9 protein-coding genes are annotated in these 13,882 nt (G+C 37.1%); 4 read left to right on the top strand and 5 right to left on the bottom strand.

Features of this window, described 5'->3' with window-relative positions; translation table 11 throughout:
• The first annotated feature begins 38 nt into the window (after positions 1-38).
• The gene (locus QUB80_RS19860) at positions 39-905 is read left to right on the top strand and encodes a branched-chain amino acid ABC transporter permease (RefSeq protein ID WP_289791248.1); all 867 of its coding nucleotides are present in this window, start codon (positions 39-41) and stop codon (positions 903-905) included.
• Positions 906-965: 60 nt separating this feature from the next.
• On the opposite strand, the gene QUB80_RS19865 is transcribed toward QUB80_RS19860, so the two are convergent.
• Together QUB80_RS19865 and lipA are read right to left on the bottom strand one after the other, a co-directional pair.
• Positions 966-1,100, bottom strand: a complete 135-nt coding sequence (locus QUB80_RS19865; protein ID WP_289791249.1) for a photosystem I protein PsaX — start codon at positions 1,098-1,100, stop codon at positions 966-968.
• Positions 1,101-1,299: 199 nt separating this feature from the next.
• On the bottom strand, positions 1,300-2,181 hold the full coding sequence (lipA, locus tag QUB80_RS19870) for a lipoyl synthase (protein WP_289791250.1): 882 nt from the start codon (positions 2,179-2,181) through the stop codon (positions 1,300-1,302).
• A 239-nt stretch (positions 2,182-2,420) separates the two neighbouring features.
• On the opposite strand from lipA, the gene QUB80_RS19875 reads away from it, so the two are divergent.
• On the top strand, positions 2,421-2,996 hold the full coding sequence (locus QUB80_RS19875; protein WP_289791251.1) for a response regulator: 576 nt from the start codon (positions 2,421-2,423) through the stop codon (positions 2,994-2,996).
• 217 nt (positions 2,997-3,213) lie between these two features.
• Entirely contained in the window at positions 3,214-8,835 is a 5,622-nt protein-coding gene (locus QUB80_RS19880) for an ATP-binding sensor histidine kinase (RefSeq protein ID WP_289791252.1), read from the top strand.
• A gap of 136 nt (positions 8,836-8,971) precedes the next feature.
• Here the strand turns inward: QUB80_RS19880 and QUB80_RS19885 are convergent, their stop codons facing one another.
• Both QUB80_RS19885 and QUB80_RS19890 read right to left on the bottom strand, forming a co-directional pair.
• Positions 8,972-9,787 carry a hypothetical protein gene (locus tag QUB80_RS19885; protein ID WP_289791253.1) on the bottom strand — a complete coding sequence of 272 codons (816 nt, stop codon included), beginning with the start codon at positions 9,785-9,787 and terminating at the stop codon, positions 8,972-8,974.
• Positions 9,788-11,288: 1,501 nt separating this feature from the next.
• Positions 11,289-12,851: an NAD(P)H-quinone oxidoreductase subunit N gene (locus QUB80_RS19890; protein WP_289791254.1), complete on the bottom strand. Its 1,563-nt coding sequence runs from the start codon at positions 12,849-12,851 to the stop codon at positions 11,289-11,291.
• A 76-nt stretch (positions 12,852-12,927) separates the two neighbouring features.
• Here QUB80_RS19890 and QUB80_RS19895 point away from each other — a divergent pair, with 76 nt between their 5' ends.
• Entirely contained in the window at positions 12,928-13,119 is a 192-nt protein-coding gene (locus QUB80_RS19895; RefSeq protein ID WP_289791255.1) for a hypothetical protein, read from the top strand.
• 204 nt (positions 13,120-13,323) lie between these two features.
• Here the strand turns inward: QUB80_RS19895 and rbp are convergent, their stop codons facing one another.
• Positions 13,324-13,638, bottom strand: a complete 315-nt coding sequence (gene rbp, locus QUB80_RS19900) for an RNA-binding regulator (protein ID WP_289791256.1) — start codon at positions 13,636-13,638, stop codon at positions 13,324-13,326.
• Between the last annotated feature and the right edge of the window lie 244 nt (positions 13,639-13,882).

Genomic DNA, 13,882 nt, shown 5'->3' on the forward strand with positions numbered 1-13,882 from the left:
AGCACTATGCTGGAATTGCGAAAGACTAACCTAAGACTATGGACGCACAATTTGCTCAACTAATCGTCAATGGCATTGCAGTCGGGAGCATTATTGCTCTGGGTGCAGTAGGCTTAACACTGACTTATGGAATTTTACGATTGTCTAACTTTGCCCACGGCGATTTTCTCACTTTAGGAGCTTATCTGACACTACTGGCAAATTCCTTAGGAATAAATATTTGGCTATCAATGGTACTGGCAGCCGCAGGAACAGTAGCGGCAATGTTATTGTCAGAAAAACTGCTGTGGTCGAGGATGCGTTCTATCCGTGCTACTTCCACTACCTTGATTATCATCTCTATCGGTTTAGCATTATTCCTTCGCAATGGCATTATCTTTTTGTGGGGTGGTAGTAACAGAAATTATGATTTGCCCGTACCTCAAGCTTTAAATATTTTGGGTTTAAACATCCAGCAAAATCAAATGCTGGTTTTAGCTTTAGCTGTCGTGGCAATTTTAGCGCTGCACTACCTGCTGCAAAATACCAAAATTGGTAAAGCGATGCGAGCTGTTGCTGACGATTTAGACTTAGCCAGAGTTTCTGGTATTAATGTTGACCAAATAATTCTTTGGACGTGGGTGATTGCTGGTAGTCTTACCTCCCTTGGTGGTAGTATGTATGGCTTGCTTACAGCTGTGAGACCAAATATGGGTTGGTTCTTAATATTACCATTATTTACCTCGGTAATTTTAGGTGGAATTGGCAATCCTTATGGAGCGATCGCCGCAGCTTTCATCATTGGCATTGTTCAGGAAGTCAGTACACCTTGGCTAGGTTCTCAGTATAAACAAGGTGTAGCACTGTTAATTATGATTATAGTGCTACTCATTCGTCCCAAGGGTTTGTTCCGAGGCACGATTTGAGCAACACTACAAAAAGGCAAAAGGAAGAAGACCTTTACCTTTTTCCTTGTTTATACCTGCTTATTCAATAATATGGAAATAATAGGCAGCCACAAGGAAGTTTACAGCTAAAAGGAACAGCGCCCAGCCTGTACGAAATGGATAGGGAGGTTTAGCTGTTGTTGATTGAGCTACGGGTTTATCTGCTGTTGCCATGAGAATTATCTCCTAACTTAAGGACTTCTTCAGAAATACCAAACAGCTGCCCCTATTTGCTAGTTTCGTTAAAAATATTTTCGTGATTTTGAGTACTCTTACTTATGGGAGATGGGGGATTAGAGATTGGGTACTGGTGATTGGGGATTGGGTATTAGGATCTCTTTATTCCTAGTCCCTAGTCCCTAGTCCTTAATCCCTACTCCTCTTCCCCCGCATGATAAGAACTACGAACAAGGGGTGCGGAACGAACATGGCTAAATCCCATTTGGATTGCGATCGCACCCAATTCGTCAAATTCTGCTGGTGTCCAGTATTTTTGTACTGATAAATGCTCTAAAGAAGGACGCATATACTGACCAATAGTCAGGCGATCGCAATCTACCTGACGTAAATCTGCCAGTGTTGCTATTACTTCTTCAACTGTTTCTCCATGTCCCAGCATTAAACCGGATTTGGTAGGAATAGTTGGATCAATTTCTTTAACAATTTGTAATACTTGCAGTGAGCGATCGTATTTTGCTCCGCGTCGGACTTTGCCTGTTAACCGTCGTACTGTCTCGATATTGTGGTTGTAACAAGCTGGCTTTGCTTTGGCGATCGTGGCTATACGCTGGTATTCACCGTAGAAATCGGGAGTTAACACCTCAATTTGAGTTTCTGGGTTAATCTGGCGGATTGCCTCCATCGTCTTCACGAACCAACCAGCGCCCTGATCCGGTAAATCATCACGGGCTACAGAAGTCAGCACCACATAACGCAATCCTAAAAGCTGCACTGCTTCCGCTACCTTTTGAGGTTCTTCGGGATCTAAAGGCATGGGTGCATGACCTTTATCAACTTGACAAAAAGCGCAAGATCTAGTGCAAGTCGGCCCCATCAATAAAAAAGTCGCGGTTTTTTGAGCATAGCACTCTCCCCGGTTTGGACAACGCCCTTCTTCGCAAATAGTGTGAATTTGACGTTGCTTGATAATACGTTGTACGTTTGAGAGTTCGCTAGCTTTGCCAATCGGGCGACGTAACCATGTCGGCATAGCCGTAATTTCAGACTTGAGTTGGTTTGCTCGCAAAGAGGACATAGATATCCAAACAAGTTTAAAAAGATTAGGGAAGCAGGCTTTCCGCCATACTTTTATTACCATGACATAAATTTCATAAATAGAAACGAAGGTTAATTAATTTACTCAGTACTTCCTAGTATTCTCCTAGAAAATACTATCCCCCAATCAAGAAAATTATTGGATATAGTGGGAGCATTAAGTAGTATTAATCGGCAAAACAGCCATCCAACCTAAAGTTTCTGTTAGAGTAAGCAGTCGTGACAATTAACAAAATCTTAGTTATCGATGACACTACAGTAGTCAGGGTAAAAGTACGTGAGATGTTGCCTCCCGGCAATTTTGAGGTATTGGAAGCAAAAGATGGTGTAGAAGGACTAAATTTTATCCGTCAAGAAAAATTTAGCTTAATTATGCTGGATTTCTTGTTACCAAAAATGAGTGGCTGGGAAGTCTTTCAGCAGATTCAGTCTCAACCAGAGCTAAAGAAAGTTCCTTTAGTAATTATGTCTGGTCGTAAAGAAGAGGTAACAGAAAAGCTTCCAGAACCCTTTGAAGGTTTTGAATTTCTTGGCAAGCCTTTTGATCAAAAGCAACTACTTGGCGCGATTAAAGCAGCCATGACAAAGGCTAAACAGCCACGCCCAGAACCAACTCCAGTTGCCACACCTACAAATAATAATGGTGCTACAGCAACAGAGGCGATCGCAACGACTTCCTCTGCTAATGAAATTCAAGCACTTAATGAAAAAATTGCAGCTATGCAGGTAGAAATTGATGGCTTGAAGAAACAACTAGCTCAGGTGGTGACCTTTATTAAACAGAAAATCAAATAGCATTCTCTAAATTTTTATATCTACGCTTAAAGTCACCAGCCTGCTTAAGCAGGCTTTTTTCTTTTGCAAATATTAAAATTTAACTATTATTTACATATTATTACATAGACTATATCTAAAAATAAGTTTAATTTATACACATGACATGATTAATGATATTGTCAATCTGTCCTTGGGAATAATAAAACATAAATACTAAGAGTGTAAGGCTAGGCAAATGACAGTATTATTAGATACAATTAAGCCCTTTCCTGGCTATCGCATTGTCGAACAAATTTATTTGGGTAGTAAAACAATAGTTTATCGCGGTATCAGAGAACAAGACCACAAAACTGTCATCATCAAAATGATGCGGAATGAATATCCTAGCTTTGATGAAATTGCCCAGTTCCGCAATCAGTATTCCATCACTAAAAATCTCAATCTTTCAGGTATTGTCAAAACCTATAGTTTAGAAAATTATCGCAATGGTTATGCCATTGTTATGGAAGACTTTGGTGGCATTTCCCTTAAGCACTGGATAGAGAAAAATATAGAAACATCACCTATAAATCTACAGCTTTTTCTCGATATTAGTATTCAAATCGCCTCTATCCTTGACGGGTTACATCGCTATCGCGTCATTCACAAAGATATTAAACCCGCCAATATTCTGATTCATCCAAGCACTAAAGAAGTTAGGATCATCGACTTTAGTATCGCCTCTGTTCTACCAAGAGAACTTCAAAGTTTGACAAGTCCCAACGTTTTAGAAGGTACCCTTGCTTACATTTCTCCAGAACAAACCGGACGGATGAACCGAGGCATTGACTATCGTGCCGACTTTTATTCCCTTGGTGTTACCTTCTTTGAACTCCTCGCTGAACAGTTACCTTTCACAGCCACTGATCAGATGGAGTTAGTTTACTGTCACATTGCCAAAGAACCGCCACGCATCAGTTGTATTAATCCAAAAATTCCATCAATCCTATCTGATATCATTAGCAAGCTGATGGCAAAAAATGCCGAAGAACGTTATCAAAGTGCCTTAGGGCTAAAGTATGACTTAGAAGCGTGTAAACAACAATGGCAACAAACACAAAAGATAGACTCGTTTGAATTAGCAACTAGGGATATCTCAGACCGTTTTATTATTCCCGAAAAACTCTACGGTCGTCACCGGGAGGTAGAAACTCTACTCGCTGCTTTTGAGCGTGTGACACGTGGGACAACGGAAATAATATTAGTTGCTGGTGATCCTGGAGTGGGCAAAACCGCGGTTGTCAACGAAATTCACAAACCAATTGTTCGTCAGCGCAGCTACTTTATTAGAGGAAAATTTGACCAGTTCCAACGCGATATTCCATTTTCTGCATGGATAGAAACTTTTCGCGATTTAATTAGACAACTACTGAGTGAATCTGATGCTCAAATTCAACAATGGCAAGAGCAGATTTTACTGGCATTAGGCGATCAAGCTCAGGTTATTACTAATGTAATTCCTCAATTAGAACAAATTATTGGCAAGCAACCAGAGGTTGCAGAACTTTCTGTTAGTGCTGCCGAAAATCGCTTCAATTTACTATTTCAAAGATTTATTCAAGTCTTTAGTAGCCAAGGACATCCCTTAGTTATCTTTCTGGATGACTTGCAATGGGCAGATGCGGCTTCTTTGAAATTTCTTCAATTACTAGTTAGCTCAAATTCATACCGTACTACACCTACTTTTGAAAGGAGAGATTCAGCAGTTCTCCACAAAGATTTAGAGAGATACAATCCAGAATTCATAGATGCAACTCAGGGTAGCCTCCTACTGATTGGTGCCTATAGAGATAATGAAGTCTCTAAAACACATCCACTTTATTTAACACTAAATGAAAGTGAAAAAGATGGAGCGACTATTAATACAATTACCCTCAAAAATCTCAATCAAAGTGATTTAAACAGATTGGTTGCTGATACTCTCCATTGTACGGAAATGCTTGCTGTTCCTCTCACTCAAATGACATTTATCAAAACTAAGGGGAATCCTTTTTTTGCTACTCAATTTCTTAAGTATTTACATAGTGATGGATTAATAAAATTCTATTTTGACCTTGGTTGTTGGCAATACAATCTTACACAAATTAAGACATTATCTCTTACAGATGATGTCGTAGAATTTATGGCACTGCAAATAGAGAAATTACCAAAGCCTACTCAAGAAATTCTGAAATTAGCTGCTTGTATCGGCAATCAATTTGACCTAAAATCTCTTTCTATTGTTTATGAAAAAAATATTACAGATACAGCATCGGATTTATGGATAGCCTTACATGAAGGATTAATCTTACCTCAAACAGAGAATTATAAATTATTTGCAGAAAATGGAGATAGATTACTAACAAGTGATGATGTAGAAACATCTACCCCATTACCTAAATATAAATTTGTCCATGACCGAGTACAGCAAGCTGCTTATACTTTAATTGCTGAAGCTAAAAAACAGACAGTTCACTTAAAAATTGGGAGACTGCTATTAAATACAATTCCCCAAGTTGAGCAAGAAAAAAATATTTTTTCTTTAGTGAATCAGTTCAATATAGCAGTAGATTTAATCGTTGAGCAAGCAGAATGCAATCAACTCGCTAACATGAATTTAATTGCCGGACAACGAGCTTTAGCATCAACAGCTTATACGGCAGCACTTAAATATTTAACTACTGGAATTAAACTGTTAGAAGATAATAAGTGGCACAATCAATATAAATTAACTTTAGCCTTATATGAAACAGCTGCCGAAGCAGCATCCTTGGCTGGTAGCTTGGAACAGATGGAAGAGTTTATCCAAGAAGTGTTAGCACAAGCTAAAACACTGCTAGAAAAAGTGAAAGTTTATGAAGTTAAAATTCAAGCTTATACATCACAAAATAAACTTTCGGCAGCAATTGCGATCGCACGACAAGCGCTAAATTTGTTTGGAGTGTCTTTTCCAGATAAACCGAATGAGTCTGATATTCAACAAGTACTTAGTGAAACTTATACATTAGTTGCCAAAAAAACTATAGATGAATTAGCTAATCTACCATTAATGACTGCTGTAGAAGAATTGGCAATTATGCGGCTAATAGCAAGTATGATTCCTTCTAGCTACATTGCAGATCCTTTACTATTTCCACTCATAATTTTATTTCAAGTTAACTTATCAGTTAAGCATGGCAATGCTCCTCTATCAGCTTTTTGTTATGCATGTTACGGTATCCTATTAAACGGTATTCTTGATGATATCCAAGCAGCAGACAAATTTGCCAAGTTAGCTTTAAAATTAGTTACAAAATTTAATATCAAAGATATAAAGTCTAGAACTTTTTATGTTGTTAGTGCCTTTATTGTGCATGGAAATTCGCATATTAAAGAAACTTTGCCGATTATGTTAGAAAGCTATCAAATAGCGCTAGAAACTGGAAACTTAGAATTTGTTGGCTATTGTGTTAAAGATATCTGTCAACATTTATATTTTATTGGTAATGAATTATCAAAATTAGAAGAAGAAATAAAAGAATATTGTCATCTCTTAGAAAGTCATAAACAAGCAACAACATCACATTATTGTAAAATTTGCTGGCAAGCTGTTATTAATTTATTAGGTAACACCCAAAAACCTTGTATCTTAACTGGTGAGATATACAAAGCTGAAGAATATCTTCCTTTGTTGATTCAAGCTAATGATATTAATGGACTTCACTATTTTTATTTACACCAACTTATTCTTTGCTATTTTTTTGGTGACTTAGTTCAAGCTAAGGAAAACTCTATTAAAGCAAAACAATACCTAGCCGGTGGAACAGGTTTTATCACTGTACCTATTTTTCATTTTTATGATTCTCTAATAGCTTTGGCGTTATCTTCAGAAGCGCAAGCTGAAAGGGAAATTTTATTAAATAAAGTCATAGAAAACCAAGCAAAGTTACAAAAGTGGGCAAATCATGCCCCTATGAATTATCTACATAAATATTATTTAGTAGAAGCTGAAAGGTATAGAGTTGTAGGTCAATACTTAGAAGCTATAAACTGTTACGATCGCGCAATTGAGCTTGCGAAAGAAAATGGGTACATCAATGAAGAAGCTCTTGCTAACGAACTTGCGGCGATGTTCTATTTAGAACATGGTAAACAGAAAATAGCTCAAGTCTATTTAATTGATGCTTACTACGGATATGTTCGTTGGGGAGCAAAAGCCAAGGTAGATGATTTAGCAAAACGTTATTCCCACTTACTTGCTTATATTCTCCAACGTGAAACACTCAACTTTTACCCCAATGATAAAAGCAGTTTTCACGATACTACATCTATGTCAACCTTGAACAATCACCAAACTGTCATTGGTTCTCACACAAGTATTTCTAACTCTTTAGATTTGGCATCTGTGATTAAAGCGTCTCAAGCACTCTCAGGAGAAATTGAGCTAGAACAGTTACTTTCTACCTTGATGGAAGTACTGATGGAGAATGCGGGAGCATCTAAATCCGCTCTAGTTTTGAGTAAAGGCGAAAATTTGGACTTAATAGTTACCGCCATTAGTTCCACTTCTTTTGGTATTCAATTTCCATCTACTAGCCTGGAATTCAGTCATGATGTTCCTATTACTTTGATTAACTATGTTAAACGTACTAGGGAAATATTTGTCAAAGATGATGCCAAAATTGAACAGTTTCTGAGTGGCGATCACTATATTAACGAGCAACAACCCAAGAGCCTTTTGTGTATTCCAATTAGCAATCAAGGTAAATTTATTGGTATTCTTTATTTAGAAAACAATCTTGCAACTGGAGCTTTTACACGCGATCGCATAGAACTGTTGAAAGTGATTACCACCCAAGCTGCAATATCTTTAGAGAATGCTATCCTTTACAAAGATTTGACGGAAACTAAAGAACGCTTGGAAGAATACAGTCACACGCTAGAGGAAAAAGTTGAGGAGAGAACGCAGGAACTCAACGAAAAAAATCGAAGTTTGCAGCAACTAATTCTGGATTTGCAAAGTACCCAAACTCAACTGATTCAAAGTGAAAAAATGTCTAGTTTAGGGCAAATGATTGCAGGAATTGCTCATGAAATTAATAACCCGATAAACTTTATTCATGGTAATATCGCTCATGCTAGAGATTATGTGCAAGATTTGCTAGATTTAATTGCTGTTTATCAACAGGAATATCCCAATCACTCTGCTATAGTTGTACAAAAAGGAGAGGAAATTGACCTAAATTTTCTATTAGAAGACTTGCCTAAGCTTTTGGATTCAATGAAGATTGGAACGTCGCGCATCCGCAATATTGTTTTGGGCTTACGCAATTTCTCACGCCTAGATGAAGCTGATATGAAACCTGTAGATATTCATGAGGGTATAGATAACACTCTCATGATTCTGCAACACAGACTCAAAGCAAAGAGCGATCGCCCTGAAATTCAAGTGATTAAAGAATATAAACAAATGCCCGAAGTTACCTGTTATGCTGGACAGTTAAATCAGGTGTTTATGAATATTCTAAGTAATGCCATTGATACTCTAGAAGAAAAAACAAAGAACAGTCAAGATTTAAATTTCAATTCTCAAAATTTGAATTTAACTATTTGGATATGTACTGAGTTGATTAATAATAATAGAGTGAATATTCGGATTGCTGATAACGGTCTTGGTATGCCAGAAGTAATAAAAAATAAAATTTTTGATCCATTTTTTACTACTAAAGCTGTTGGTAGAGGAACTGGATTAGGTTTATCAATTAGCTATCAAATTATAGTAGATAAACACAAAGGTCAGTTAAAATGTAATTCTATTCCAGAAAAAGGAACTGAGTTCATTATTGAAATTCCAACTTAGGTCAAAATTTTAGCAGCACGTCTAAGGTCAATTATTGGTAAATACAATTACTATAATCTTTAAAAAACAAGATTTTAGCAATTTTATCAACCCAATTATTTTAACCTCGACGTGGTATTGGTAATTTAACTCAAGTCTAATTGATATCGCTGATTAAAACCTTACTTTCACTACTCGACTCTAAGATTTCTGTTGCCAGATTAATTTGTTCATCTTTTAGATATAGAGATTTATTCCCTGTGTTCAAGCAAAAATCTTTTGCTAAATTAAATTCTTGAGCTTGAATTAAAAGGAAATCAACGAAATCTTTGAATAAATCAAATGATTTGTCAACTAATTTAAAAGCATACTCGCGACTTTCTTCAGATAACTGAATATTATTAATCATATCTAAATTATCTGAAGAATACATACTATGATCGGAATCAATTAAAAAATGATGATTACCAAAGTATTTGAATTTTTTACCAGTCACTAGTTTTAATTCTTCAGTAACTTGTGTAGTTGTTGAGAGAAATATATCTGCTATTGCTTCTATCGCTTCTATTACCACCAACTTATCGATAGGAGTAGCTTTGTAAGTATACCGATAAATCTCATATATTGTCTGCCGTGATGCTTGGATTTCACTGCTCCATAAAAATCTTAAGGCATCAGTAAGATTTAAGAATATATCAAATCCTAGCTTTTGTAAGTCTTCTAAAAACCATATCCAATGACTATCATCTTCATAAGTATGTTGATTGATAAGAGCTTGTATCGGATCATTAGTTGGTTCTTCACGCCAAACATATCTATTCAATTCTGCAAAACCCATAACAAAAGGTGAAAAGCAGGGAGCAAATGCTAGCCTTTGTCTGGGTTCTATGCTGGTATCTTGTAAAAATTGAAAAAATGCTAATTTAGCAAACTCTTGCTTTTTGCTTTCAATTAGTTCCAATACTTCTCTCATGGTTGCAATTCCTCTTGATGTTTGATTATTACGAAATAGGTCAAACTAGTCTTTTATTAAGACATAGAATGACTAACTCCAGTAGCTTGATACCCTTCTTGTACAATGAGGGTAAATACTCGAAACTAGATTAAAACCATTAAATTCAAAAATTACATGGTTTCATTTTGAAGCTAGTGATAAAATCTAAATAAATAGACAAAACGGAAATTAATACTAATCCAAAACATCTCTAACCTGAGTATGAAAACTCTTAGACGGAACGAATTTGAATTTGTAATTTCCAAATGTTTCTGATTCCCAATCGAACAAACTTTCAGGAATTTCAGTGGGTGGACATATTTATTTAGTGTGATGTGAGAAAAGCTAAACAATCGCAAGAATTTTGCAATTGTTTCACAATACTCTTATCTGTTGCCTGCGCTAACGTACTGAGTGTCCACACAATTGCATAATTGTGATGATTTATGTGTACTAATTTATTGAATTAAGAGGTTACTTCAGCGTCCTATTTATCCTTTATTTCAGCCAAATGAAGACTGCTATAACCTTTGTCAACAAATAATACAAATCCCTACATTTTTGTGAAGAGATATAAACCTCTATACATTGAGAGTATATTTTTATTTTTTCTTAAGATTCAATAGTGTTTATATGGATTTATGTATTTTTTCTAGTATTGCTAAAAACAAAGTAATAATAGTTATAAGTATTAATACTTATATAAATCTACTTGTATTACGATTTAGCTACTAAAGTGTGAAAATTGATGATTATTAATACAAGTAACATAATAGTTGCTATACGTAAAATTACTAACTAATTAATCAAGTATATTTACTGTATTATTATGATATATTGACATTTAACTTTGTCTTATAGTACACATTATTTTTCTTAGATGTTTTCACGTGACCAGTCACAATTAACTTAATTTCCGCTTATCAAGACAGTCATGAGAGTAAGCCAGCATTTTGCTTTCTGCAATTATCTACGAATATTAGGTGCTTTTGTGAACAATTCCCAATTGTATGAAATACAACGACTAATAAAATATATATCTAAAGTGTGATTGACAAATTAACCACTTATACTAGACCAAGGTAAAGAGTGATACTATTTCACGAAAAGGCTGATATGGATGTACCCCACCGCCTACGGCACCTCCCCTTAGCAAGGGGAGGTTGGGAGGGGTTGAATATGAATCACTCAAAAAGTGAAATGGTATGAGAACACAAAGCCACTCAAATTTGTAAGTGGTCGTGCAAAATAAAAGGGAACTCTTAGTAGGGAATTTCTCATTAGCATACAGAGTATGGTCATAAAAACTGGAGACAGAGCCTCAATCAATGTTTTCTCAGGCTCCAGCCTGTGAAAAAGAAAGTGTAATTAATGTGTGCAAGTACTTAATACTGTCTTAAAGTTACAAATATGCAAAAACGCCTGACTTTAACATCAGGCGTCTTGATTGCATAAGTTTGAGTTATATTTGTAAGTAAACTTACAACCCCTCAGTAGGTTTGGCAGACATAGCACTTACCTGAGTACTATCAACTGCTTTGGCTTGCAACATTGAAGTATGAGTGATGGAATTATTAGCCAGGGTAAATATGGGATTGGACAAAATTCCTGCAATGGAAGTGGCGATTAAGGTTGTTAACAAACCTACCTGCAAAGGTCTAAATCCAGGTAAATTCCAACGCACTTCAGGATAATTCTTGACAGCATCAGACATCTCTTGGGGTTCTTTAACCACCATCATCTTAACTACACGAATATAGTAGTAGATGGAGACAACACTAGTAACAAGACCTAGTAATACTAAACCATAAAGGCCTGCTTGCCATCCAGCCCAGAACAGGTAAATCTTTCCAAAGAATCCAGCTAAGGGCGGTATTCCTCCCAAAGACAGTAGGGCAATACTTAAGCCCAAAGTCAAAAGAGGATCTTTCTGATATAAACCAGAGTATTCGGCAATTTGATCGGTTCCTGTTCGTAGCGAGAAGAGGATAATACAAGTAAAACCGCACAGGTTCATAAACAGGTAGACCAACAGGTAAAATACCATACTGGCATATCCTGCTTGGCTATCAGCAATCAAACCAATCATCACAAATCCAGCTTGGGCAATGGATGAATAAGCTAACATCCGTTTCATGCTGGTTTGGGCAAGAGCAACTACGTTACCCAAAATCATACTCAGTACGGCGAGGGCAGTGAAAACAAATTTCCACTCCTCGGCGACGAGAGGGAAAACGGTTGTCAGCAAGCGAATGGCAAGGGCAAACCCAGCTGCTTTAGAACCCACAGACAAAAAGGCAATCACTGGGGTAGGTGCGCCTTCGTAAACATCTGGCGTCCATTGGTGGAAGGGTGCAGCAGAGATTTTAAAGCCTACACCTGCAATCACAAATACAAGAGCAATGACTACACCCAAAGATTGGGCTAGGTTGGCTGTAGCAATGCCGCTAGCGATCGCATTCAGTTCTGTTTGTCCGCCAGACAAACCGTACAGCAGGGAAACACCATACAAAAATACAGCTGTACTAGCAGCACCAACCAACAAGTATTTCAGCGCCGCTTCATTAGAACGAGGATCGCGCTTTGTATAACCTGTCAGTAAATAAGAGGAAATACTCAGAGTTTCTAGAGAGACGAAAATCATCACCAACTCACTAGCCCCTGATAAAAACATTCCTCCCAAGGTAGCAGTCAGCAAAATCGCTATGAATTCCGCTAAAGCGGTGCCACTTTGTTCAACATAGCGAATTGACATCAAAATCGTAACGGCGGCAGATAATGCCACAATACCGCGAAATACGATGCTGAGGTCATCACCATTAAAGGCACCAGCAAAAAACATGGGATTAGAATTATCCCATTGCAAATACAGGGCGAAAATTGCGGCGAACAAACCTGCGATCGCTAGATATCCAATCCAGCGCGAGGAATTACGCCCCAATATCAAATCCACAATCAAAACCCCCAAGAAGGTGGCTACGACTATTCCCTCTGGCAATATCGTTCCAGCATTCAACTGGGATGCAACATTAGCAAAATCCATGAGCTATATAGGTTTTGGCAATTAGACATAAAAGGGCCAACTGTGTTAATTCTATTGTGTTTTCTACTAAAGTTTCGTGGCGCTGTTTTTGTTACGGGATCGATACCATCAAATTAGTTTATGTTTCAGTTTAGCGATCGCTATACACGCTTGGTGGAGGATCTACACGAGCGATCGCTATGCTAAAGCCAATCCTATTTTACTTACAGCAGCTGATTACAAGCGTGAGCTACAGAATTTTTCTCTTTCCCATGCAGAGCATAAGTAATCAGAAAATTTAGTCTAATTAAATATCAAAATAATCTCTAAAAATTAATAAGCAGCTCAGTCGGTGCTGATCTGCTTATGTTCAAACAAGCAGTTTCAGTAAATAACTGAACTGCTATTTTTGTATTAAATCGTACTTGCGAAATGCTGTTTTTTACCTTTCGACAATAGCTTTTCAGCCTCAGTTTATGAAGATATTCAAGACTTAATAGCGCCTAGAGTATCCACCACTGTTACTCTTACCCCAGCTATTACCGCCAGAGCGACTGCCTCTTTCCTCCCGTGGTCTTGCTTTGTTAACTTTCATGACGCGACCCATCCACTCAGCACCATCTAAAGCTTGAATGGCTGCATCTTCTGAGGCTTCTGATTCCATTTCCACAAAACCAAAACCTCGCACACGACCTGTTTCCCGATCGGTGGGAAGTTGAACTCGCTTCACGGTGCCATACTCAGAAAACACCTTGCTGAGGTCTTCTTGGGTGACGTTGTAGGATAGGTTGCCTACGTAAATCGACATTAATCTCTCCAGAAATCACTTATGCATATGCAGAGATGTTCATCCGGAGAGCCACTTGCAATGATTGACAAAAACAAGAATACTACCGCCGAACTAAATTCTCCGATTTTATATTATCACAATTTCTATTTCAGCAAGGTTTGAAGTTTATAATAAACTCTATTTTAAATTAAAATGTATTGATTTTTACGACACTCAGTAATTTGTAGGATATGACAAAACTAAATAACTAATATTACGGGCT

This window comes from Chlorogloeopsis sp. ULAP01 (assembly GCF_030381805.1).
Lineage (GTDB): Bacteria > Cyanobacteriota > Cyanobacteriia > Cyanobacteriales > Nostocaceae > Chlorogloeopsis.

Excerpts from the sequence above, each read along its gene's own strand:
- QUB80_RS19890 (WP_289791254.1), bottom strand. The coding sequence starts at position 12,851 with ATGGATTTTGCTAATGTTGCATCCCAGTTGAATGCTGGAACGATATTG.
- QUB80_RS19865 (WP_289791249.1), bottom strand. The coding sequence starts at position 1,100 with ATGGCAACAGCAGATAAACCCGTAGCTCAATCAACAACAGCTAAACCT.
- QUB80_RS19880 (WP_289791252.1), top strand. The coding sequence starts at position 3,214 with ATGACAGTATTATTAGATACAATTAAGCCCTTTCCTGGCTATCGCATT.
- QUB80_RS19885 (WP_289791253.1), bottom strand. The coding sequence starts at position 9,787 with ATGAGAGAAGTATTGGAACTAATTGAAAGCAAAAAGCAAGAGTTTGCT.
- QUB80_RS19860 (WP_289791248.1), top strand. The coding sequence starts at position 39 with ATGGACGCACAATTTGCTCAACTAATCGTCAATGGCATTGCAGTCGGG.
- lipA (WP_289791250.1), bottom strand. The coding sequence starts at position 2,181 with ATGTCCTCTTTGCGAGCAAACCAACTCAAGTCTGAAATTACGGCTATG.
- rbp (WP_289791256.1), bottom strand. The coding sequence starts at position 13,638 with ATGTCGATTTACGTAGGCAACCTATCCTACAACGTCACCCAAGAAGAC.